This window comes from Micromonospora sp. CPCC 205539 (assembly GCF_036906815.1).
Taxonomy (GTDB): Bacteria; Actinomycetota; Actinomycetes; order Mycobacteriales; family Micromonosporaceae; genus Micromonospora.
In genome coordinates this window covers 41,898-63,275 of the sequence record NZ_JBAKHW010000038.1, presented here as the reverse complement: position 1 = coordinate 63,275, position 21,378 = coordinate 41,898, and the positions used below count along the sequence as shown (strand labels likewise).

Sequence of the window (21,378 nt, the reverse complement as noted above, 5' to 3'; positions counted from 1 at the left end):
CGCGCCCCGAGCCGCCGAGCCCCGCGCCGCCGCGCCCCGCGCCCCGCGCCCCGCGCCCCGCGCGCAAAGCCCCGCGCCCCGCGCGCAAAGCCCCGCGCCCCGCGCGCAAAGCCGCGTCGATCTAGGGCGAATCGCAGTTGTTGGAGATCAACTGACGGCGATGTTCCCTAGATCGACGCGAGCTGGCGGGCGCGGGCGGGCAGGGCCGGGCGGGCGCGGGTGGGTGGGTGGGTGGGGTCAGCGGATTGAGGCGCGGGCGGAGAAGGCGATGCTCGCCAGCAGGAAGCCGCCGTTGACGATGGTGAACGCGACGATCACCCAGAGGACCAGCGCGGGGGCCACGGCCAGCACCAGGGCGGCCACGAAGATCACCGCGCCGTAGTCACGGACCAGCTTCACGAGGCGGACCGGTAGCGAGGTCGAGGTGACCATGCTGGCCGCGTTCGGGCCCGCCTGCATCACCGAGGTGACCAGGTTGACCATCCAGGTGCCGGCGAAGGCGGCCACCAGCCACGCCGGAGTCGACGCGTCCTGCGCCACCGCCGTCGCGGACAACGCGGCGACCAGGGCGATCTGCGAGGCCACGTCGCAGAGCACGTCCACTCGGGCACCGGCCGCCGTGCCCTGGCCGGTCACCCGAGCGAGCTGCCCGTCCGCGCAGTCCAGGGAGTACGCCACCTGCCAGCCCACCAGGGCGAGCAGGCCGACCACCCAGGCCGGTACGTCGCCGGCGGCGACCGGGCCAGCGAGCGCCACGACGGTGACCGAGGTGGCCAGCCCGAGGACGAGATTGGTGATGGTCAGCGCGGTCGGGCGCAGGCCGAGCCGCTGGGCCACGAGCGCGAAGACCGCGCCCAGCCACTGACTGATCGACTCGCTGAAGAGGCCGCCGCCCCGGTTCACCCGGTGGAAGTCGGCGACGGTGGGACGGGGGTCAGCCAAGGTGGTCGCGGATTGCACCGGCGTAGTCTGCCAGCCGCTCCCGCGTCCCGGTAGGCGACAGCGCCAGGTGTTCGAGGATCGTGTACCGGTCCGGCCGGGTACGGGGCGCGAACTGCACCGCTTCCACGAACTGGTCGTCGGTGAGCCCGACGTCGGCGGGGAGTCGGGGCAGGCCGTGCCGGGCCAGGCAGGCCGACATCTCCCGGAAGCGGCGCAGGTCCCCGCGGAGCCAGGTGCAGAAGAGTGCGCCGAGCCCGGCCAACTCGCCGTGCGAGGCGGTGCCCGGGAAGAGTGCGTCGACCGCGTGCATGATCTCGTGGCAGCCGCCGCTGCACGGACGGCTGGTGCCCTCGACCGCCATCGCCAGGCCGCTGGAGATCAGTGCCTCGGCGAGCACGGTGACGAACGCGTCGTCGGTCATGTCGCCGGGGTGGTTGAGCACCGCCTCGGCGCCCGCCCGCGAGAGCGAGGCGGCCAAGCCGTCGACACGTTCCCCGCGTACCTGCCGGGACAGGTCCCAGTCGGCCAGCGCGCTGATATTGCTGATCACGTCGCCGATGCCGGCCCGGTTGTGCCGGTCCGGACCGCTCTCCACGAAGTCCAGGTCGACGATCACTGCGATCGGGATGTGGACGCCGTAGGAGCCCTTGATCCCGTCGGTGATCAAGCTGGCCACCGGTGAGGCGATGCCGTCGTTGGCGAGGCTGGTCGCCACCGAGACCATGGGCAGCCCGCGTCGGGTGGCCGCGTACTTGGCGACGTCTATCGTCTTGCCGCCCCCGATGCCGACGACCGCGTCGTACGAGCGGGCGCGGAGCTTGCCACCCAGGTCGTCGGCGGCGTCCAGGGTCGCCCCGGCGACGGTGAACACGTCGGCGGAGCGCAGCGACGGTCGGATCAGCTCGGCGATCTGGGCGCCCTGCCCGGGCCCGACCACCACCGCGACGTCGCCCCCGGCGGAGATCCGCCCGTCGGACAGGATCGCAGCGAGGTCGGCCACCGCCCCCCGGCGCACATCGATGTGCAGTGGGGTCAGGACGCTACGGGCTAGTAGCGGCACGCGATCTCCCGCGCGCGGGCCAGGTCGGCGTGGTTGTCGACCTCCACCCAGGGCACGTCGCCGATGGGGGCCGCGCGGACCTCGCCACCCCGGTCGGCGAACTCCTGGTAGCCGTCCTCGTAGTAGAGGTTCGGGTCGCGCCGCCAGGTGGCCTCGAGGGCGTCGGCGAGGGCGTCGGCGACCTGCGGCTCGATCAGCGTGGCACCGATGTACTCCCCGTACGCCTCGCCCGGGTCCATCAGCTTGGTGATGCGGGTGAGCTGGCCGGCGGCGTCGAAGGTGGTCTTCATCTCCTCCTCGGCCAGCGGCTTGAGCGTGTCCACCGCGAGCAGGATGCCCGGGCCGCGCTCGGCCAGCAGGGTCTTCTCCACGCTCACCGGGTGCACCGTGTCCCCGTTGACCAGCAGGACCCCGCGCGCGAAGTGCTCCCGAGCCAGCCAGAGGGAGTACGCGTTGTTCCACTCCTCGGCCTTGTCGTTGTGCACGAGGGTGAGCGTGACCCCGTACCGCTTCTCCAGGTCGGCCTGCCGTGCGCGGACCGTGTCCGCCGCGTAGCCGACCACGATCACGATCTCGTTGAGCCCGACCTCGGCCAGGTTGCCCAGCGCGATGTCCAGGATCGTGGTTTCGCCATCCACCGGCACCAGAGCTTTGGGCAGGGTGTCGGTGTACGGGCGCAGCCGGCGCCCCGCCCCGGCCGCGAGCACCATCCCGATCATCGACAGATCCCCCCTCGTCATACTCCCCGTCACCGCTGGAGGATAGCCCCGGCTCGGCGGGCCACTCCGGCCAACCGGTCAGCCGGGCAACGCCGCGAGGTCGGCGAGCATGGTGAGCCGCTCCTCCGCGCTGAGCGTGGTGTACGGGCCGGCCGCCCGACGGTCGGTCTCCTGCTCGATGGCGAGGCGCTCCGGGCCGGCCGGCAGGGCGGCCACGCTCGACGCGGTGTGCCCGGCGGCGGCCCAGGCGGCGGCGTGCGCGTCGGCCCGGTGGTAGCGCAGCGTGCCGAGCCGGTTGAGCAGCAGTACGCCCGGTGGTGTCCCGTCCGGCTCGTACGGGGGCGCCAGGGCGGCGAACGCCGAGCCGCCCGGGGCCGCGTGCTCGTCGGTCAGCACGAGGGCGTACGCCAGCAGCCGGCCGAGCGACGTCACCAGCCGCAGCACCCGCTCGTCCTGCCCGGCCCACAGCTCCTCGGTGACCTCGGCGTGCACCTGGTGCAGTTCGGCGAGGAAGGCCGAGCCCCGGTCGGTGGCCCAGAGCCCGCCGTCGGGGCGGCGGTGGATCATGCCGTACGCCACCTGTTTGTCGAGCATCCGCTGGCAGGTGACCGGGTCGTGGTACCGGGTGATCGCCGCGAACCCCGGCCTGTCGACCGTGCCACCGGGCGCCGCCAGTCGGGTGCGCAGATCCACCAGGAAGCCGGTCGCGGCGGGGCCGCCGTACCGCTGGCTCAGCTCCGCGCCTCCGCCGTCGCGGCCGGCCAGCATCCCGGCGACGAAGACCCGGTCCACGGCCGGGGCGAGCAGCCCGGCGATCCGGTGCGGTGCCAGGTCGACGGTGTTCACAGACCGATCGACCGCAGGACGGCGAAGCCCTCCTCCGCGATCCGCCGGATCAACCCGTCGTTGACGTCGCGGTGCTCGTCCAGCACGGACAGCTCGTGCTCGGCCAGCCAGCGGTACTCGGTGTGCTTGCCGGCCTCGAGCTTCGGGTGGGCGAGGTCGCCGTCGACCCGGACCAGGAAGTCGTACTCGATCCGGGCCTGGCCGTCGTCGCCGACGTAGTCGTACGTGCCGACCTGACCGAGCACCTGCGAGAGGATCCACCCGGTCTCCTCGGTGACCTCGCGGCCCAGGGCCTCCTCCACCTCCTCGCCCGGTTCCAGGTGACCACCGACGATGTCCCAGCAGTTGGGAAAGAGGCGCCGGTGCGGTGATCGGCGCTGAAAGAAGATGCGGCCGTCGTGGTCGACGATCAGCGCGCCGGCGCAGCGCAGGGGCTCGGTGGACACGGTCCGACAGTAGCGAGCGGACCGGTGTCGCGGCGATGCCGGCCTTGTCCCGGAAACATCGACGGACCACCATGTCGGTACCGAATGCCACCGTCGGCACAGGGGTGATGCGTGATGCAGGTACGGGAAGCGATGTCCAGCCAGGTCCTCGTCGTCGGTCCGGAGCACACGCTCCGCCAGGCGGCCCGGATGATGTCGGCCCGCGGTGTCGGGTCGGCGGTCGTGATCGACCCGGACTCCGAGGGGGTCGGGATCATGACCGAACGTGACGTGTTGAAGGCCATCGGCGCCGACCTCGACTGCGACGTGGAACGCACCGGTGACCATCTGACCTGGGATGTGGTCTACGCCGGGCCGGACTGGACGGTGGCCGAGGCGGCCGCCGCGATGGCCCGGGGCGGATTCCGGCACCTGGTGGTGCTGGACGGCCGCGAGGTGGCCGGGGTGATCTCCGTCCGGGACATCATGCGGGTCTGGGCGGACAGCCAGGTGGTCGCCGCGACCTGACCGGTCACACCGGATTCCGGGCCGTAGGTGTGGCCGGCCGGATCGACGGGTAAGGATTCCTCGCGGGCGCGGAGATACCGTGGCCCGTGGGGAGGGCCCGATGCGTGACGCGGAGCGCCTGGTCGAGCAGCAGTACGCCATGCTCCTGCGTCGGGACGTGGCCCGGCTTCCGGACCTCTACGCGCCGGAGGCGTTCTACGCCATGCCGGGCGTCACGGTCCGCCCGATCGAGCTGCCCGCGTTGCTGCGCACCTGGACGGGCGCATTCCCGGACCTGCGGATCGACCCGCGGGGCGTGGTGCGGACGGCCGGTGGGGCGGCCATGGAGCTGCGCTGGACCGGCACCCACACCGGCACGTTGCACTCGCCGTTCGGCACCGTCGCGCCCACCGGCCGGACGGTGAGCTGGGAGGTGGCCGACGTGGTGCGTGCCCGCCGGGGCCGGATCGTGAGCTGGCGGTCCTACTTCGACTGGGGGCAGCTGCTCGATTCGCTCGGCGTGCAGCTGGAGGGCCTCTCCCGTGCGGCGCACCACGACTCGCTCGCCCTTCCGGTCTGATCTGTCGGCGACCGGCGGACGCGGGTCACCCGACCCGGTGGCTCAGGATGCGGACATCGCCGTGCCTTCCGCGCGCCCACCGCTGCCGCCCGTACGCTCAACATCCATGACCGCCGAGCAGCTGATCTCCTTCGCCCGTGGGGCTCCCTCGCTGGACATCGTCGATGTCGAGGGGCTCAAGGCCGCCGCCGCCCGCGCCTTCGACGCCGACCCGGCGGGGGTGACGGCGTACGGCACATCCGTCGGCTACCTTCCGCTGCGCAAGTGGATCGCCGAGAAGCACGGCGTCGCGCCCGACCAGGTGCTGGTCACGAACGGGTCGCTCCAGGCCGACGCGTTCCTCTTCGACCACCTGGTCCGCCCCGGCGACGCGGTCGTGGTGGAGCGTCCGACGTACGACCGGACGCTGCTCAACCTCCAGCGGATGGGCAGCGAGCTGCACAGCGTCTCGGTCCAGCCGGACGGCCTGGACACGGCCGAGCTGCGCAAGCTGCTGGAGTCCGGGGTCCGGCCCCGGCTCGCCCACGTGATCCCCAACTACCAGAACCCGGCCGGCATGACGCTCTCCCTCGAGAAGCGGCGGGAGCTGCTCGACCTGGCCGCCGAGTACGAGTTCACGATCTTCGAGGACGACCCGTACGCGGACATCCGGTTCCGTGGCGAGGCGTTGCCGTCGATGCTCTCGCTGGACACTCGCAACGTGGTGGTGCACGCGTCGAGCTTCACCAAGACGGTGTGCCCGGGCGTGCGGGTCGGGTACCTGGTCGGCCCGAAGGACCTGATCGCCGACATCGCCAAGAACGCGACCAGCCTCTACATCTCGCCCGGCATGGTGTCCCAGGCGATCGTGCACCAGTTCTGTGTCTCCGGTGACATCGACCGCTCGATCGAGACCGTCCGGGCGGCGCTGGGCGAGCGGGCCCAGGTGCTGGCCGAGTCGCTGCGTCGGCACCTACCGCAGGCCCGGTTCGTGGAGCCCGACGGCGGCTACTTCCTCTGGGTGGAGTTCCCGGACGACGTGCTGGTCGACCGGCTCGCTCCGGCGGCGGCGGAGCGCGGGGTCGCGGTGGTCAAGGGCAGCGACTTCGTGCTGGACGGCGGCCAGCACGCCCTGCGGCTGGCCTTCTCGGCGGTGACCGCCGATCGGATCGACGAGGGGGTTCGTCGGCTCGCGGCGGCCGCCGAGGCCGTCCGAAGCTGAGGTTTCTGTCGGGTTTCCGACAAAATGACGATGCCGGCCGTCCCGGGACTCCCGCCCGGGCGGCCGGCGGCTCACAATGCTGCGAGCGTCACCTGCCAGGTGTATCCGAGGTCACCGCCCGGTCCGGGCCGTCCTCCGCAGCCACGGGATGACGCGTGCAGCACAACCCCCGCCCCCACGGGCGCCGGGTGGGCCGTGTCGTCCCGCACCCCCCCAATGCGGCCCGGCCCGCCCGGCGCCGACCCCCACGCGACCGTTGTCACCCGTGCCGCCCGCCGGAACCGGCGTAGCCTGCAAGCCGCAGCTGAGCGTGGGGAGGGGGCGCGATGACGGATCGGGCGGAGCAGGGCCGGGCGCCGTCGACCACCGGTCGGGTGCTTCGACCGCGGGCGTGGCCGTCCCCGGTCCGGGCGATGACCCGGATCCTCAACGCGGACGGCTCACCCCCCGTGCCGGCCCCCACCGGCTCGGGCCGCAGTGGCGTGGTCGACTGCGCGCTCTACGTCGACGGCAAGCGGCAGCCCGGCGAGTGGACGTACGCGGAGGCGTTGGCGGCTGCGCGCCGCGAGGAGAACGGCTTCGTCTGGATCGGGCTGCACCAGCCCGAGCTGGCCGAGATGACCGCCATCGCGGAGACCTACGGCCTGCACGAGCTGGCCGTCGAGGACGCGGTGAAGGCCGAACAGCGCCCCAAGCTGGAGCGGTTCGGCGACGTCAGCTTCCTGGTGCTGCGCACCGCCCGGTACTGCGAGCACGCCGAGCTGACCGAGAAGACCGAAGTCGTGGAGACCGGCCAGGTGATGCTCTTCATCGGCCCGAACTTCCTGATCAGCGTCCGGCACGGCGACGCCTGCCGACTCTCCCCGGTCCGTGCCGACCTGGAGACCAAGCAGGAGCTGCTGCTCAATGGCCCATGGGCGGTGGCGTACGGGGTGACCGACCGTGTGGTCGACCTCTACCTCGAGGTGGCCGAGCAGATCGAGGATGACCTGGACACCCTGGAGGCCGAGGTCTTCGACCGCAACAGCAGCGGCCGGATCCAGCGGATCTACCAGATGAAGCGCGAACTGGTGGAGTTCAAGCGGGCGGTGGTTCCGCTGCAACGGCCGCTGATGTCGCTCACGTCACAGGTCAACCGGGACGTGCCCAAGGAGATCCGGCGCTACTTCCGGGACGTGCAGGATCACCTGAGCCGCACCGTCGAGCAGGTCAACTCCTACGACGACCTGCTGAACTCGATCCTCCAGGCCCGGCTGGCCCAGGTCACCGTCGACCAGAACAACGACATGCGCAAGATCGCCGCCTGGGCGGCCATCGCCGCGGTCTGGACCTCGATCGCCGGCGTCGAGGGCATGAACTTCGACAACATGCCCGAGCTGAAGATGGTGTACGGCTATCCGGTGGCCCTGGCCCTGATGCTCGGCGTCTCTTTGGCCCTGTACCGCTGGTTCCGCCGCAACGGCTGGCTCTGACTCCGCAGCTCGCTCAGACCCACGCGCGCGCGAAAGCGCCGGCGGGCGGGGGAACCCGTCGCCGGCGCTTGGCGCGCTGCCGCTGAAGTCAGCGGCGGCCGTTGGTGCGTGCGGTGTCCTTGCCCAACGCCTTGGCGAGGTCGTCGGTGGGCCGCCCCGAGACGTCCTTGGCACCCTCGGCGACCGAGGGAACCTTGTCGGTCGGACGAACGCCGGCCGGCTTGGCCGCGCCGCTGGTGCTGGTGCTGGTGCTGCCGCTCGCTTCGGGCATGCCGGCCATGGCGGACCCGTCGCTCCCCCTGGTGCCGGTGGACGGGGTGCGTACCTCGATCGAGTCCACCTCGTCGCGCATCGGCTCCAGCGTGCGAGTCGGGTCGTACTCGGCCCATTCCTGCTGCTCCCGGCGCCGCCGGAGCGCGACCGCGCCGGCCAGGCCGGCGACGACACCCGCGGCCAGCAGGCCGGTCATCATCGAGCCGCGACGACGCGGCTGCTTCTTCTTACCGGAGATCCGCATGGTCTTCGACTTGGCCTTCCTGGTCAGCGGCTTTGCCTGCGCGGCGCCGTCCCGAGCCGCCGCGGCCAGCGGTGCCAGCGTGGTGAGTGTCGTCCCCCAGCTGGTCGAGGCGTGGTCGCGCACCTTCGCCGCGGCCGGCCCGACGTAGCCCCGGGCCACCTGCACCCGCGGACCAACGGTCGCGCCAGCACCCTTAGCGGCGTGGTTGGCTGCCTGCACCAGGTGGCTGATGCTCTGGTTCAGCTCGACCAACGCCTGCTGCCCCTGGGACTTACGCCGCCCGATTCCAAACACGGTCCCACCTCCTGGGAGTTGTTCCTTCGTCATCCTCCACCAACGGATGCCTCCGCGATGCCAGATCGGGCACATGGGAGGATCCGCATGGAACTGACCAACGAGTGAGGAGTACCCGTGGCCGAGGCTGTCTACGCCACCTTGCACACCAACGCTGGCCCGATCCGGCTGGAGCTCTTCCCCAACCACGCGCCGAAGACCGTCCAGAACTTCGTCGACCTGGCCGAGGGCAACCGTGAGTACACCGACCCGCGCACCGGTCAGCCGGGCAGCGGTCCGTACTACGACGGCACGATCTCGCACCGGGTGATCAGCGGCTTCATGGTTCAGATGGGCGACCCGACCGGCACCGGTCGGGGCGGGCCGGGCTACAAGTTCGGCGACGAGTTCCACCCGGAGCTGCGCTTCGACCGTCCCTACCTGCTCGCGATGGCGAACGCCGGGCCGGGCACCAACGGTTCGCAGTTCTTCATCACGGTCGGCCCGACGCCGCACCTGAACAACCGGCACACCATCTTCGGCCAGGTCGCGGACGAGCAGTCGGCGAAGGTCGTCGACTCGATCGCGAGCACCCCGACCGGTCCGAGCGACCGTCCGCTCCAGGACGTCGTCATCGAGCGGGTCGAGATCGAGCGGTCGAAGGCCTGATCGATCGGCGAGGTACCTTTGCTCGCATGACTGAGCGCTCCGGAGCCCGGCACCGGCCGGCGCCGGTGGATCGCGCGGTGGCGGACGGAGGGTCGGCCCGGTGAGCGAGTCTCCGCCGACCGCCCCGGTCTGCTACCGGCACCCCGGCCGGGAAACCTACGTCCGGTGCACCCGCTGCAACCGGCCGATCTGCCCGGACTGCATGCGGGAGGCGTCCGTCGGGCACCAGTGCCCGGAGTGCGTCAACGAGGGACGTCGCAGCGTCCGGCCGGCGCGCACCGCCTTCGGTGGCGGTGCCGCCGGCCGGCACGGCTACGTCACCAAGGCGTTGATCGCGCTGAACGTGCTGCTCATGCTGCTCTCCATCGCCTCCGACCGGGGTGGGGACGCGGCGGCCGGCGGCTCCGGCTTCGGTGGCCTGATGGGCGGCGACACGCCGCTGACCAACTGGGGTTCGGTGCTCGGGCGGGCGTTCCTTCCCGACGGCACGCTCGGTGGTATCGCCGAGGGCCAGTGGTACCGGCTGGTCACCGCGATGTTCCTGCACTACGGCGTGGTCCACCTGCTGCTCAACATGTGGGCGCTCTGGGTGCTCGGCCGGTCACTGGAGGCCAGCCTCGGGCGGCTGCGTTTCGCCGCGCTCTACCTGATCGCGGGCCTCGGCGGCAACGTGGCCGCCTACCTGTTCAGCTCGCAGAACTCGGCGACCGCCGGCGCGTCGACCGCCATCTTCGGCCTGTTCGCCGCGCTGCTCATCATCGAGCGGAAACTTGGTCGGGACATCTCCCAGATCATCCCGGTCCTGGTGATCAATCTGGTGTTCACGCTGGCGGTGCCGGGCATCTCGATCCCCGGGCACCTGGGCGGGCTGCTGGTCGGTGGGGCGGTGGCCCTGGTCTTCGCGTACGCGCCGCGGGGTCGTCGAACGCTGGTGCAGGTGGTCGGCGGCGCGATCATCCTGCTGGTCCTGCTCGCGTTGGTCCTGTTCCGCACCGCACAGCTCCTCGGCTGACCGCGGGCACGATTCAGGAGCGGTGGGCGGCGCGCAGCGTGGCGGCGACCTCTTCCGGGGGCGTGCCCAGGTCGTAGCGGCTGAAGAGGTGCAGTGACTCGCCCGCGTCGATCTCCAGGATCTCGGACGTCAGCCCCAACCGTGGTCGCCGCTCCACGGTGATCGCCTCGACGGCCGTCCAGGGCAGCAGCCGACGCCCGGCGAACCCGTGGATGACGGTGAGCCCCGTCGGGTCGACCGCCAACCGGACCGGCGCGATCAGATCGCGTAGCGCCCAACCGGCCAGCGCGGCGGCGGCCAGGACGGCCAGCATCAACCGCACCGGATCGCCGTCGGCGAAGAGCAGCCCGAGCGCGACCAGCAGGACCGCACCGCCCAGCTTCGCGGCCGGCAGACTCGGCGGCACCCGCCACTGCCGGACCGGTGAGATCTCATCCACCCGCCCAGCATGCCAGCGGCCGTCGGCTAGCGCCGACGTGCCGGTAGGGGGAGAGCAGGCCCAGGGGCGGTCGGTCGGTCCACGGACGACGTAAGATCGGGGCAGCCCAAGTTACCGGGGAGTAAAGATGAGTGACGCGGTCATCGTCGGCGCGGTCCGTACCCCGGTCGGCCGGCGCAAGGGCAGCCTCGCCGGCGTCCACCCGGTCGACCTCTCAGCGCACGTGCTGCGCGCCCTCGCAGAGCGCACCGGCCTCGACCCGACGCAGGTGGACGACGTCTTCTGGGGCTGCGTGTCCCAGGTCGGCGAGCAGTCGTGGAACGTCGCCCGCAACGGCGTGCTCGCCGCCGGCTGGCCCGAGACGGTGCCCGGCACCACGATCGACCGGCAGTGCGGCTCCAGCCAGCAGGCGCTGCACTTCGCCGCCGCGACGGTCCTCTCCGGCCAGGCCGACCTGGTCGTCGCCGGCGGCGTGGAGTCGATGACCTGGGTGCCGATGGGCTCCAGCGTGGCCGGTGGCATGCCGTTCAGCGACCAGCTCCGGGACCGCTACCGGGGCGTGGAGGGCTTCGCCGAGGACGCGCCGCTGCCGTTCAACCAGGGGGTCGGTGCCGAGCTCATCGCCCAGCGGTGGCGCTTTTCGCGTACCCAACTCGACGAGTTCGCCCTGGCCAGTCATGAGAAGGCCGCCGCCGCGCAGGACGCCGGCGCCTTCGACCCGGAGCTGGCGCCGGTGCCGCTCGCTGACGGCGGCAAGTTCGCCGCCGACGAGGGCATCCGTCGGGACACCTCGCTGGAGAAGCTCGGCGAGTTGGCCACGCCGTTCCGCGCCGACGGCGTGGTGACCGCCGGGTCGGCGTCCCAGATCTCCGACGGCGCCGCGGCCCTCGCGGTGACCACCGGCGAGTGGGCCAGCCGGCACGGCCTGCGCCCGCTCGCCCGCATCCACACCGCTGTGGTCGCCGCCGACGACCCGGTCACCATGCTCACCGCGCCCATCCCGGCCACCGCGAAGGCGCTGCGCCGCGCGGGGCTGGGCATCGAGGAGATCGGGGTGTACGAGGTGAACGAGGCGTTCGCCCCGGTGCCACTGGCCTGGCTGGCGGAGACCGAGGCGGACCCGGAGCGGCTCAACCCGCGCGGCGGAGCGATCGCCCTCGGTCATCCGCTCGGCGGCTCCGGTGCCCGGATCATGACGACGATGCTCCAGCACATGCGGGACAACGGCATCCGCTACGGCCTGCAGACGATGTGCGAGGGCGGCGGCATGGCCAACGCCACCATCGTCGAGCTGATCTGACTCCGGTCCGGGAAAAGGTCTCGCCCCGGCCAGGGTGGGCCGCCTAATGTGCGGACCGTGACGACGATCGCCGGTAAACGCGCGCCCGACTGGTCCGGGGAGCAGTGGCAGGCGCAGGCCCGATCCTGGGTCGACGAGCAGCTCAGCAGGGCCGGCCGGCGGGTGACCGGGCCGGTGGAGCCGCGGGTACGCCCATGGTCGCTGGTGTGGCGGTTACCGACCGACGACGGGCCGGTCTGGTTCAAGGCCAACAATCCGGGCACGGCACACGAAGCCGTCCTGATCGAGGCACTGGCCCGACTGACGCCGGAGCGGGTGCTGCCGCCGATCGCGGTGGACCCGGCCCGGGGCTGGTCGCTGCTGCCCGACGGCGGTGAGTCGCTGCGCGACGTGCTGGGTCGCGACCCGGATCTGGCGCACTGGGAGCGCGCGCTACCCGGGTACGCCGCGCTCCAACGGGCCACCGTGCCGCAGGTCGACGCGCTGATCGCCCTCGGTGTGCCGGACCACCGCCCCGAGGTGCTGCCCGGGCTGTTCGCCGAGCTGCTCGACGATCGCGGGTCGCTGCGGATCGGCGGGGAGGGCGGGCTCACCCCGGAGGTGTACGAGCGGCTGCGGGCCGAGCTGCCGGCGTACGCCGACCGGTGCCGCCGGCTCGCCGACCTCGGCATCCCGGCCACTGTGCAGCACGACGACCTGCACGACGGCAACGTCTTCGCCGGTCCGACCGGTTACCGCTACTTCGACTGGGGTGACGCCTCGGTGGCGCACCCGTTCGGCACGCTGCTGGTGACCCTGCGCTCCATCCGGTACGCCGAATCCCTGCGGGCCGACGACGCCGCGCTGGCCCGGCTGCGTGACGCCTACCTGGAGGCGTGGACCGACCGGTACGACCGCGCGACCCTGGTCGAGGCCGCCAACCTGGCGATCAACCTGGGCGCGGTGAGCCGCTCGCTCTCCTGGCGGCGGGCCCTGGACACCACCGACCCGTCGCGGGACGAGTACGCCGAGGCGGTTCCCGGCTGGCTGGAGGAGCTGCTGGAGGCCGAGCCGGCCTGACCCGGTCTGGACAGCGGAGGCGCGCCCGTTCACGTTTGGGTCGGCGCCGGACGCCGCACAACCGGTGCGATCGGCGCCGTGGAACTTCCAAAAAACCGCCGTGACCCACGTCACCCCTGATGGGCATGTCGTTGGGTACGACATGGACGTCTTCTCCCGAACGTTCCTCCCGGCCGCCGCTGAGGCTGGCCTGGCCGTGCAGACCGTGAGCCGGCACATGCCGGTCTTCCGGCGCTGCGTCGGCTCCGGTGACGCCACCATCCTGGTCACCCGATGTAGCCGCCCCGACCGGCCGGTCACCGGCGACTACCTGTTGTTGCTCACTCATCGTCGGCTGGTGGTCACCCAGCAGACCCGCCTGCTGCACCGCCTGCGTCTGCACCTGAACACCGAGCTGCGCGAGCTGAGCAACGTCACCTGGAGCCCGGACCCGCGGCTGCAATCGGTCGAGCTGGCCGCCACCGCGATCGACGGGATCCGCGAGCGTTTCCTGATCCGGACCACCTACCCGAAGCGGGTCTGGCAACTCGACGCGCTGCTCAACCACGCTTTCCGGACCCGCCTGCGGACGGCCCGCGAGCGGATCGTCGCCACCATCGGCGACACGCCGGCCGCCGCGCGGCCCACCGCGTTCCGCCCCGCCGTGGCGCGCTGACACCCCGCCTTTACCGAACTCGAACACGCGCCGATCGCGCCGAGCCCATCGGGTCGGCAATCATGGGCCAGTGACCGTTGCACCGCCGCACCGCGGGCTCGTCCTCGTGGTCGAGGACGAGCCGGCCATCGCCGACCTGGTCCGGCTCTACCTCACCCGCGACGGGTTCGGTGTCCACCTGGAGCGGGACGGCGCGGCCGGCCTGAGCGCCGCCCGCCGGTTGCGCCCGGTGGCCTGTGTCCTGGACATCGCCCTGCCCGGCCTGCCGGGCACCGAGGTCTGCCGTCAGTTGCGCGAGGCCGGCGACTGGACACCGGTCATCTTCCTCACCGCCCGGGACGACGAGGTGGATCGGATCGTCGGCTTGGAGTTGGGTGCCGACGACTACGTCACCAAGCCGTTCAGCCCCCGTGAGTTGGTCGCCCGGGTGCGCGCGGTGCTCCGGCGCTCCGCTGGCGGTCCCGAGGGCGTCGACCGTCAGCGCGTCGTCGGCCCGGTGACGCTCGACCCCGCCCGCCGCACGGTCACCGCCGCGGGCGCCCCGGTGCAGCTCACCTCCACCGAGTTCGACCTGCTGGCCCACCTGATGGCCCGACCCGGGCGGGTCTTCACCCGGGAGGAGCTGTTGGCCGGGGTCTGGGGGTACGCCGCCCACGCCGGCACCCGGACCGTCGACGTGCATGTCGCCCAGGTGCGGGCGAAGCTCGGCCCGGCCAGCGTGATCCGGACCCACCGAGGCGTCGGGTACGCCGTCGATGCCTGAACACCCGACGACGCGGCCCGAAGCACCGACCATGGCGCTGCCGGTGGTCGGCGTACGCCCACCGGCCGCACCCCGACGCAGCCGGTTCGGCCGTACGCTGACCGCCCGCGCGGTGCTGGTCACCTGTGCGGTGGCGCTGGTGTCGGTGCTGGTGACCGCGATCGTCGCGGTGCCGCTGGCGGTTCGCGGCGTCGAGAAACGCGATCAGGAGGCACTTGCCGCGCAGGCCCGGCTCGCCGCCGAGGTGCTGCGGACCCGGCTGGACCGGGGCCGCACCGCCGACGAGGAGCGGCTCATCCAGCAACTGCGCAACCAGGGCATCGACGCGTACCTGATCCGGCGGGGTGCGGTCGACCGGCCAGGTCTGCCGACCCGGGTGGTGCAGCGGATCGAGCAGGGGCGCAACGTGTCCGTCCGGCGCCCGGTCAACGGCCGGCGTGCGTTCGTCGAGGGTCGGGCGCTGCCCAACGGCAACGGAGTGGTGCTCTCCCGCACCTCGGCCAACGGGCTGTGGCGGCAGGTGCTGCTCAGCCTGTGGTTGCCGCTCCTCGCCGGGTTGGCCGCCGGCGTGGTGGCCGGGCTGCTGCTGGCCCGCCGGCTGGCCCGACCGATCCGCGTCGCGGCCACCGCCGCCGCCCGCCTGCGGGCCGGGGACCGCGCTGTCCGGGTGCCGGTGGAACCGCCCGACGAGGTCGCCGACCTGGCCGAGGCGTTGAACGGGCTGGCCGCTGCGCTGGCCACCAGCGAGGGCCGGCAGCGCGAGTTCCTGCTCTCCGTCTCGCACGAGCTGCGCACCCCGTTGACCGCGATCCGGGGGTACGCCGAGGCGTTCGCCGACGGGGTGATCGGCGCGGACGACGCGGCCGACACCGGTCGGACGGTGCTGGCCGAGGCCGAGCATCTGGACCGGCTGATCGGTGACCTGCTGTCGCTGGCCCGACTGGAGGCCGCCGACTTTCCGCTGGAGCCGGTGCCGGTGGACCTGGCCCGGCTGGCCGTCGACGCCGAACGGACCTGGTCCGACCGGTGTGCCGCGCTGGGAGTGCCGTTCCGGGTGGAGACGCCCGGCGTGGCAGTGCCCGCGTACACCGATCCGGGGCGGATCCGGCAGGTGGTGGACGGACTGCTGGAGAACGCGCTGCGGGTCGTACCCCCGGGGGCGCCGGTGGTGCTCGCGGTCCGGCCGGTCGGCGCGGACCCGGCGGCCGGCGGCGTGCTGGAGGTCCGCGACGGCGGGCCCGGCTTCACCGACGACGACCTGGCGGTGGCGTTCGAGCGGGGCGCGTTGCACCAGCGCTACCGGGGGGTGCGCAAGGTGGGCAGCGGGCTGGGGTTGGCGCTGGCCGCCGGGCTGGTCCGCCGGTTGGGCGGGCAGATCGACGCGGGCCACGCACCGGAGGGCGGGGCGGCCTTCACGGTCCGGCTGCCCGGTGACCCTTACCGGACCCGAACATCGGCCTGACGCTCCGCTCGTCGAGGCGGGGCAGGCTGATGGCTCCACGGACGAGAGGGAAAGTCACATGCCACGTTGGGGATTCGCCACCGCCACCACGTCCTTGCTCGCGGCGGTGGCGCTCGGTGTCAGCGGCTGCGGTGCGGCCGAGGTCGCCAGCCAGCCCGCTCGGGAGGCCGCCGTCGACGTCGCCGCCGCGATGGGCGTCGAGGGCCAGGCGTTGGCCGCGATGGGCTTCGACGCCGACGACCTGGACGTCCAGACCGTCGCCGCGCCGGCCACCCCCACGCCCGGCGCCTCCCCCAGCGCGGAGGAGAAGGCCCGGCAGAAGCGCGGCGAGGAGTGGCGCAAGCGCCGCCAGGCCCGCGTGCTGCTGCGCAAGAACACTCTGCACGGCGAGGCGGTGGTGCAGTCCAAGGACGGCGAGAAGAAGACCGTCGCCGTGCAGCGCGGCGAGGTGACCGCCATCGACGGTGACTCGATGACCGTCAAGTCCACCGACGGCTTCACCGTGACCTGGGCGTTCGGCGACGACCTACGGGTGGTCGAGCGGCGGGCCAGCGTGCAGCCGAGCGAGGTCAAGGTCGGTACGAAGCTCGGTGTCGCCGGCGCGAAGGACGGCGACAAGTCCGTCGCCCGCCTGATCCTCATTCCCCGCACGAAGTGACACGGAGGGGCCCCCGTGCATCGGGGGCCCCTCACTGATCAGTAGACGCGGGAGCCGATGAAGTCGTCGTGCCCGTAGCCGACCGGGTTGGCGTAGTTCCGGGACTCGAACGACCACTGCTGCCGGGTGCTGGTGGAGCAGTTGGCCAGCCGCAGCCGGGGGCTGCCCAGCCAGGGGTTGTCGAACGCGACGCAGAGGTTGCTGGCCGCGGTCGGCTTGAGCTGGTTGCCGACGAAGGTGAACTTCTGGGCGGCGGTGCCGTTGCAGTCGTAGATGTTGACCGCCGTGCCCGACGTCATGGAGCTGTTCGAGACGTCCAGGCAGCGATCATGGGACAGCTCCGAGTGCAGCGACTGGCGGGTCGCGTCGTACCAGAAGCCCTGGTTACGCCCCCCGTGACAGGTGTACGGCTGCTGGGCGGTGCCGTTGCGCGAGTCGTACCCCTTGCCGTCGACGCACGTGCCGGTGGCTGCGTTGCGCAACTGCTTGAACTCCAGCAACCCCGGGTAGAGCACCCCGGCTCCGGTGCTGGCCGGGTCGACGCAGCTCGCCCGCTCCTGCCCGGAGGTCCAGAACTGGGTGATGCACTGGGCGAACATGCCGTGCCCCCGGGCGTTCGGGTGGAACGACTGCCGGGCGGCATTCTCGTTCCAGATCCCCACCTCGATGTAGAGGCCCCGGACCGAGGTGTTGTCGGTGCACACCTCGTGGCCGTGGAAGAGCCGACTGGCGTCCAGGTAGCGGGTGCCGGTCTGGGTGGCCGCGGTGCGCAGCGCCGTCTCGAACAACGGCACCGCCTTGTTCCGGGCGAACGCCGCGTCGGCCAGGTAGAGCAGGCAGCCGCCGGAGTACCAGCCGGGGAAGTTCGGGTTGTCCTCCACGTCCGGGCTGCCCGGGCTCGGGTACGACATGAGCACCAGCTCGTAGTCCGAGCGCAGGTAACCGGCGTTGGTCATGGTCGCCCGGATGTCGTTCAGGGCGCCGACCACCGCCTGGCGGCTGCCGTCGGTGCGGATCGTCCACTGGTCGGTGTAGTCCGGGTAGCACTCGCCGGTGAAGAAGACCCGGCTGATCGCGCAGTCGGTGGCGACCGGGCCGAACTGGATGGTCCCCTCGCCGTTCGCGCCGACCACCACCCAGATCAGCTTCACGTGCGTGTTGCGCGCCTTGATTCCCAGGTAGTCGCCCTGGTTGAGCTCGTTGTGCTGGGTCGGGCCACCGGCGATCAGGTTCCACGGTGTGGCGCCGGAGCAGGCCAGGTTGTACTGCGTGTCCGACGGGATGCCGGTACGGAACACCGCCTGGTCGTACGAGCGGTCGCACCAGTTGCCGTCCTGGTGGGTGCCGGGCACGTAGTTGCCGACTCCCTCGCCGGAGATCTCGCTGTCGCCCATGGTGATCAGGGCGGTGCGGCGTTGGTCGATCGGCCGGATCCCCGGGGCGCCGTAGAGGGCGGTCGCCTCGGCGGCGCGGACCGCCTCCAGGTTGGCGGGGAGTGGCTGGATGGTTGGCCGGTCGGCGGCGGTGGCGGGGGCGGCCGGTCCGGCGAGCATCGGCAGGACGAGGGCGGCGACCGCGACGGCGACGGTGATGGCCCGTCGGCGGGTGGCATGTGCGGGAGTTGCGGGCATCGACGCACTCCTTTCGGCTCAATCGCGGGACGTCGATTGAGTTACCAGAAGGTAACGTGCTGATCAGTGGATGTGAATGCGCCTCGGATCCTTGCGCGCGGAATGCAGAACCGCCCGGATCGGACGATCCGGGCGGTCGGCCTCTCGGTCAGCGGCCTGGCGGCAGCGCGTAGCCGACGTAGTCGCGGAACTCCAGCCGCCAGCCCGCCGGGACCAGCTTGACGCAGGCCGGCCTGCTGCCCGTGCAGACGATGGCCTCCACCGAAAACGGGTCGGCCGGGGGACGTTCCGGCAACACCGACTGGAGGGACACCAGCTCCGGCGAGCCGCCGTCCGGCTGCCGCAGCAGCAGCCACCACGGGTACTCCCAGTTGTCGTTCTGCTCCACCAGCCCAATTCGACGGGCGCCGCTGTCCTGCACCGCCGCTGCGGCCCACCGGAACTCGTCGGCCCACTGCGGGCGGCGCAGGAACCGGGTGTCCCAGTCCGAGGTGGTGAAGACCGAGCCGGCACCGACCAGCCGTCGGGGGAAGCCGTACGACAACGAGAGCACCCCGGCCAGCGCCGAGGTGGCCAGCACGGCAACCGCGGTGAGCGTGGCCACCGACCGTCGGCCGTCCGCCCCCACTGCGGGCCCACGGCGTCGGCGAAAGACCGAGTCCAGCCAGAGCCCGGCCAGCGGTACGGCGAGCACCAGGGCGTAGAGCAGCAGCCGGTTGCCCCACGGCTGCCACTTGAGCATCGAGGTGTGCAGCAGCACGGTGGCCAGCACCACCACCGCGTACGCGCGCAGCGGCCCGACCTGCCCGGGGTCGATCCGGCGCGGCCGGGCGAGCGCCACCACCGCGCCGATCAGCACCAGGGCCCCGGCCAGCGGGAACGCCACCCGGTCCTCGTCCGGGTACCAGGCGGGCACGGGGAAGACCTCCCGGCCGAAGGTGATCGCCCGGTCCTGCGGGTCGACCCCGATCGCGTCCGCGCCACCGATGATGGCGTCGGCGCCGACCCGGCGCAGGGGTGCGAGCGGGGTGTCGAACGCGGTGTGGCCGATCCGCAGCGCGTTGACCAGGATCGACGGCGGGTCGTGCCGCTCCATCGGGATCGACTCCCGCAGCCGGGGCGGCCCCAGCGGGTGCCCGAACTCGGCGGTCACCCGGGCCAGGAACGGGCCGACCACCACGGCCGCGACCAGCATGATCAGCACTGACCCGGCGACTGTGCGGGCCACCCGGCCAACCGGCCGCCGCACTCCGTCGGCCGCTGGCGCGGTTCCGGCCAGCGCCAGCCGGAGCTGGGCCAGTCCCCAGAGGACCAGCAGCGGACCGACCGCGATGAGGCCGCTGGTCTTGGTGACCGCGGTGAGTCCGGTGGCCGCGCCAAGCCCGAGCAGGGTGCCCCAGCCGGTCCGTCGACGCAGCCCGTCCAGCACCAGGGTCGCCGCGCAGGCCACCCACGCCGCGCAGACCAGGTCGGTCTGCGTGCTGGTCGCCTGGAGCACCACCATCGGGGTGCTGGCCAGCACGAACGCGGTGAGTAGTTGGGCCCGCCGGCTGCCGCCGAGCTGCGCGGTGATCCGCGCGACCACCAACAGGCAGCCCACCCCGGCGGCCCACTGCACCAGGTTGTGCAGCCCGTCCCCACCGGTGAGCAGACGCAGGTGCAGCAGCAGGTACTCGGCACCGGGCGGAATGGTCACCTGCCGGTGGATGGCGGTGGGCCAGAAGTCCAGGTCGCCCTGGGCCACCCAGTGCTCCACCTTGGGCAGGTGGTACGTCTGCGAGTCGAAGTTGTTCGGCTCGGCCAGCAGCGCGACCAGCAGCTCCAGCAGGAGCAGCCCGCCGATCGTGCCGGCGAGCAGTCGCTCGCCCCGACCCGCCGTACGCCAGATGTCTGCTGCCCGGGCGAAGAGGTCGGCGCGTGCCCCGCGGTCCCGGCCCGGTGCGGGCCCTGCGTTACCGCTGTCGGTGACCGGGGCTGGTGTGTCCGACCCGGCAGCCACGCCGACACCGACCGGTACGGGTCGGGAGACCGCGGCGGGCTGCTGCGCGAGACGGTTCTCCCGACGCCACCGCAGCCCGGCGGCTGTCGCGGCAACGGCCAGGAAGAGCAGCCAGGCGATGACGAACGCCGGCCGGGTCAGGGCGTTCAGCGCGCCGAGCACCTCGACGACGAGCACCGCGTACGCCCCGGTGAGCAGGGCGGCGCGCACCACGGCGAGGCGTATCGGCGCCACCGCGCCGGCCCCGCCCGGCCTCGTCGCGACCGTGAGCAGGAACACCGCAGCGGTAGGTACCGCCGCGAGCAGGGAGCCGGCAGCCGACATGGGCGGAAGTAAACACCATCGAGCTGAGCCCGCCACGCCGGCCGCCGCCGGTGGCGAACAGCGTCCGGCTGACCAGCCACGCTAGGCTATGCCCGACGTATTGTCGCCACCGTGGAGATTCCCGTGAAGCTCTCGATCCTCATGCCGGTCTACAACGAGGAAGAACGCATCGCGGATGCCCTCAAGCAGGCATTGGCGGTGGACTATCCCTGCGAGATCGAGTTGGTTGTCGTCGACGACGGCAGCCGGGACAACACCGGCGAGATCCTCGGTCGCGCCGATGACGCCCGCCTGCGGGTCATCACCCACCAGCGCAACTCCGGCAAGGGCGCGGCCATCAAGACGGCGGTGGACAGCGCCGAGGGTGACTTCATGGTCATCCTGGACGCCGACCTGGAGTACGACCCGCAGGACATCCCCAAGCTGCTCGACCCGGTGCTCGACGGGCGGGCCACGGTGGTTTACGGCAATCGCACCTTCGGCAGCCACAGCGCCTACAGCTTCTGGTACGTGATGGGCAACAAGGGCGTCACGATGGCGGCCAATGTGTTGTTCAACTCGTACATCGGTGACCTGGAGACCTGCTTCAAGCTGATGCCGGTGGCGCTCTACCGGTCCCTCGAGGTGCGCTCGCGCGGCTTCGGCATGGAGGCCGAGGTGACCGGCAAGCTGCTGCGCCGCAAGATCCGGCCGTACGAGGTGCCGATCAGCTACCGGGCGCGCGGCCGCGAAGAGGGCAAGAAGATCACCTGGAAGGACGGCGTCGAGGCGATCTGGATCCTCGGCCGGGAACGCGCCCGCCGCCGCCCCGCGACGCCGGCGGCCCGCTGACCGTCGGAGATAACCTCTGAGTTGAAGGGCACTT

The 21,378-nt window shown here is 72.1% G+C and carries 22 protein-coding genes; 13 read left to right on the top strand and 9 right to left on the bottom strand.

Annotated elements, in window-relative coordinates; genetic code table 11:
- Positions 1–237 precede the first annotated feature (237 nt).
- From V6V47_RS26615 to V6V47_RS26595, 5 genes are all read right to left on the bottom strand, one after another.
- A complete protein-coding gene (locus tag V6V47_RS26615; RefSeq protein WP_334631107.1) occupies positions 238–960 on the bottom strand; it encodes a CDP-alcohol phosphatidyltransferase family protein in 723 nt (240 codons plus the stop codon).
- A complete protein-coding gene (locus tag V6V47_RS26610; protein ID WP_334631106.1) occupies positions 935–2,002 on the bottom strand; it encodes an iron-containing alcohol dehydrogenase family protein in 1,068 nt (355 codons plus the stop codon). The genes V6V47_RS26615 and V6V47_RS26610 overlap by 26 nt, the downstream gene beginning before the upstream one ends.
- On the bottom strand, positions 1,990–2,721 hold the full coding sequence (locus tag V6V47_RS26605; RefSeq protein ID WP_334631105.1) for a phosphocholine cytidylyltransferase family protein: 732 nt from the start codon (positions 2,719–2,721) through the stop codon (positions 1,990–1,992). The genes V6V47_RS26610 and V6V47_RS26605 overlap by 13 nt, the downstream gene beginning before the upstream one ends.
- A gap of 78 nt (positions 2,722–2,799) precedes the next feature.
- On the bottom strand, positions 2,800–3,567 hold the full coding sequence (locus V6V47_RS26600) for a hypothetical protein (RefSeq protein ID WP_334631104.1): 768 nt from the start codon (positions 3,565–3,567) through the stop codon (positions 2,800–2,802).
- Positions 3,564–4,013, bottom strand: coding sequence for an NUDIX hydrolase (locus tag V6V47_RS26595; RefSeq protein WP_334631103.1), 450 nt, complete (start codon positions 4,011–4,013; stop codon positions 3,564–3,566). The genes V6V47_RS26600 and V6V47_RS26595 overlap by 4 nt, the downstream gene beginning before the upstream one ends.
- A gap of 114 nt (positions 4,014–4,127) precedes the next feature.
- Here V6V47_RS26595 and V6V47_RS26590 point away from each other — a divergent pair, with 114 nt between their 5' ends.
- The 4 genes from V6V47_RS26590 (at position 4,128) to corA (ending at position 7,752) form a co-directional block, all read left to right on the top strand.
- Entirely contained in the window at positions 4,128–4,520 is a 393-nt protein-coding gene (locus V6V47_RS26590) for a CBS domain-containing protein (protein ID WP_334631102.1), read from the top strand.
- 100 nt (positions 4,521–4,620) lie between these two features.
- Positions 4,621–5,079: an ester cyclase gene (locus V6V47_RS26585; RefSeq protein WP_334631101.1), complete on the top strand. Its 459-nt coding sequence runs from the start codon at positions 4,621–4,623 to the stop codon at positions 5,077–5,079.
- A 106-nt stretch (positions 5,080–5,185) separates the two neighbouring features.
- On the top strand, positions 5,186–6,280 hold the full coding sequence (locus tag V6V47_RS26580; RefSeq protein ID WP_334631100.1) for an aminotransferase-like domain-containing protein: 1,095 nt from the start codon (positions 5,186–5,188) through the stop codon (positions 6,278–6,280).
- 326 nt (positions 6,281–6,606) lie between these two features.
- Positions 6,607–7,752, top strand: coding sequence for a magnesium/cobalt transporter CorA (gene corA / locus V6V47_RS26575; protein WP_334631099.1), 1,146 nt, complete (start codon positions 6,607–6,609; stop codon positions 7,750–7,752).
- Between the two features lie 88 nt (positions 7,753–7,840).
- Here corA and V6V47_RS26570 read toward each other — a convergent pair whose 3' ends face one another.
- Positions 7,841–8,596: a hypothetical protein gene (locus tag V6V47_RS26570; protein WP_334631098.1), complete on the bottom strand. Its 756-nt coding sequence runs from the start codon at positions 8,594–8,596 to the stop codon at positions 7,841–7,843.
- Positions 8,597–8,680: 84 nt separating this feature from the next.
- On the opposite strand from V6V47_RS26570, the gene V6V47_RS26565 reads away from it, so the two are divergent.
- Both V6V47_RS26565 and V6V47_RS26560 read left to right on the top strand, forming a co-directional pair.
- The gene (locus tag V6V47_RS26565) at positions 8,681–9,211 is read left to right on the top strand and encodes a peptidylprolyl isomerase (protein ID WP_334631097.1); all 531 of its coding nucleotides are present in this window, start codon (positions 8,681–8,683) and stop codon (positions 9,209–9,211) included.
- A 100-nt stretch (positions 9,212–9,311) separates the two neighbouring features.
- On the top strand, positions 9,312–10,223 hold the full coding sequence (locus V6V47_RS26560) for a rhomboid family intramembrane serine protease (RefSeq protein ID WP_334631096.1): 912 nt from the start codon (positions 9,312–9,314) through the stop codon (positions 10,221–10,223).
- A 13-nt stretch (positions 10,224–10,236) separates the two neighbouring features.
- On the opposite strand, the gene V6V47_RS26555 is transcribed toward V6V47_RS26560, so the two are convergent.
- Complete coding sequence (locus tag V6V47_RS26555) at positions 10,237–10,662, bottom strand: PH domain-containing protein (RefSeq protein ID WP_334631095.1); 426 nt, start codon at positions 10,660–10,662, stop codon at positions 10,237–10,239.
- Positions 10,663–10,789: 127 nt separating this feature from the next.
- Between V6V47_RS26555 and V6V47_RS26550 the strand changes: the two genes are divergently transcribed.
- The 6 genes from V6V47_RS26550 (at position 10,790) to V6V47_RS26525 (ending at position 16,559) form a co-directional block, all read left to right on the top strand.
- The gene (locus V6V47_RS26550; RefSeq protein ID WP_334631094.1) at positions 10,790–11,962 is read left to right on the top strand and encodes a thiolase family protein; all 1,173 of its coding nucleotides are present in this window, start codon (positions 10,790–10,792) and stop codon (positions 11,960–11,962) included.
- Positions 11,963–12,019: 57 nt separating this feature from the next.
- Positions 12,020–13,021, top strand: coding sequence for an aminoglycoside phosphotransferase family protein (locus V6V47_RS26545; RefSeq protein ID WP_334631093.1), 1,002 nt, complete (start codon positions 12,020–12,022; stop codon positions 13,019–13,021).
- A gap of 142 nt (positions 13,022–13,163) precedes the next feature.
- Entirely contained in the window at positions 13,164–13,676 is a 513-nt protein-coding gene (locus V6V47_RS26540) for a hypothetical protein (protein ID WP_334631111.1), read from the top strand.
- Positions 13,677–13,746: 70 nt separating this feature from the next.
- On the top strand, positions 13,747–14,439 hold the full coding sequence (locus V6V47_RS26535; protein WP_334631092.1) for a response regulator transcription factor: 693 nt from the start codon (positions 13,747–13,749) through the stop codon (positions 14,437–14,439).
- Entirely contained in the window at positions 14,432–15,901 is a 1,470-nt protein-coding gene (locus tag V6V47_RS26530) for a sensor histidine kinase (RefSeq protein WP_334631091.1), read from the top strand. The genes V6V47_RS26535 and V6V47_RS26530 overlap by 8 nt, the downstream gene beginning before the upstream one ends.
- Before the next feature lie 58 nt (positions 15,902–15,959).
- Positions 15,960–16,559, top strand: a complete 600-nt coding sequence (locus tag V6V47_RS26525) for a hypothetical protein (protein ID WP_334631090.1) — start codon at positions 15,960–15,962, stop codon at positions 16,557–16,559.
- 38 nt (positions 16,560–16,597) lie between these two features.
- On the opposite strand, the gene V6V47_RS26520 is transcribed toward V6V47_RS26525, so the two are convergent.
- Positions 16,598–18,190 carry a ricin-type beta-trefoil lectin domain protein gene (locus V6V47_RS26520; RefSeq protein ID WP_334631089.1) on the bottom strand — a complete coding sequence of 531 codons (1,593 nt, stop codon included), beginning with the start codon at positions 18,188–18,190 and terminating at the stop codon, positions 16,598–16,600.
- Between the two features lie 148 nt (positions 18,191–18,338).
- Positions 18,339–20,513, bottom strand: coding sequence for a phospholipid carrier-dependent glycosyltransferase (locus V6V47_RS26515; protein WP_334631088.1), 2,175 nt, complete (start codon positions 20,511–20,513; stop codon positions 18,339–18,341).
- 123 nt (positions 20,514–20,636) lie between these two features.
- Between V6V47_RS26515 and V6V47_RS26510 the strand changes: the two genes are divergently transcribed.
- Positions 20,637–21,344, top strand: a complete 708-nt coding sequence (locus tag V6V47_RS26510; RefSeq protein WP_334631110.1) for a glycosyltransferase family 2 protein — start codon at positions 20,637–20,639, stop codon at positions 21,342–21,344.
- Positions 21,345–21,378 lie beyond the last annotated feature (34 nt).

Excerpts from the sequence above, each read along its gene's own strand:
- V6V47_RS26605 (WP_334631105.1), bottom strand. The coding sequence starts at position 2,721 with ATGATCGGGATGGTGCTCGCGGCCGGGGCGGGGCGCCGGCTGCGCCCG.
- V6V47_RS26550 (WP_334631094.1), top strand. The coding sequence starts at position 10,790 with ATGAGTGACGCGGTCATCGTCGGCGCGGTCCGTACCCCGGTCGGCCGG.
- V6V47_RS26590 (WP_334631102.1), top strand. The coding sequence starts at position 4,128 with ATGCAGGTACGGGAAGCGATGTCCAGCCAGGTCCTCGTCGTCGGTCCG.
- V6V47_RS26530 (WP_334631091.1), top strand. The coding sequence starts at position 14,432 with ATGCCTGAACACCCGACGACGCGGCCCGAAGCACCGACCATGGCGCTG.
- corA (WP_334631099.1), top strand. The coding sequence starts at position 6,607 with ATGACGGATCGGGCGGAGCAGGGCCGGGCGCCGTCGACCACCGGTCGG.
- V6V47_RS26515 (WP_334631088.1), bottom strand. The coding sequence starts at position 20,513 with ATGTCGGCTGCCGGCTCCCTGCTCGCGGCGGTACCTACCGCTGCGGTG.
- V6V47_RS26580 (WP_334631100.1), top strand. The coding sequence starts at position 5,186 with ATGACCGCCGAGCAGCTGATCTCCTTCGCCCGTGGGGCTCCCTCGCTG.
- V6V47_RS26525 (WP_334631090.1), top strand. The coding sequence starts at position 15,960 with ATGCCACGTTGGGGATTCGCCACCGCCACCACGTCCTTGCTCGCGGCG.
- V6V47_RS26520 (WP_334631089.1), bottom strand. The coding sequence starts at position 18,190 with ATGCCCGCAACTCCCGCACATGCCACCCGCCGACGGGCCATCACCGTC.
- V6V47_RS26585 (WP_334631101.1), top strand. The coding sequence starts at position 4,621 with ATGCGTGACGCGGAGCGCCTGGTCGAGCAGCAGTACGCCATGCTCCTG.
- V6V47_RS26540 (WP_334631111.1), top strand. The coding sequence starts at position 13,164 with ATGGACGTCTTCTCCCGAACGTTCCTCCCGGCCGCCGCTGAGGCTGGC.
- V6V47_RS26570 (WP_334631098.1), bottom strand. The coding sequence starts at position 8,596 with ATGACGAAGGAACAACTCCCAGGAGGTGGGACCGTGTTTGGAATCGGG.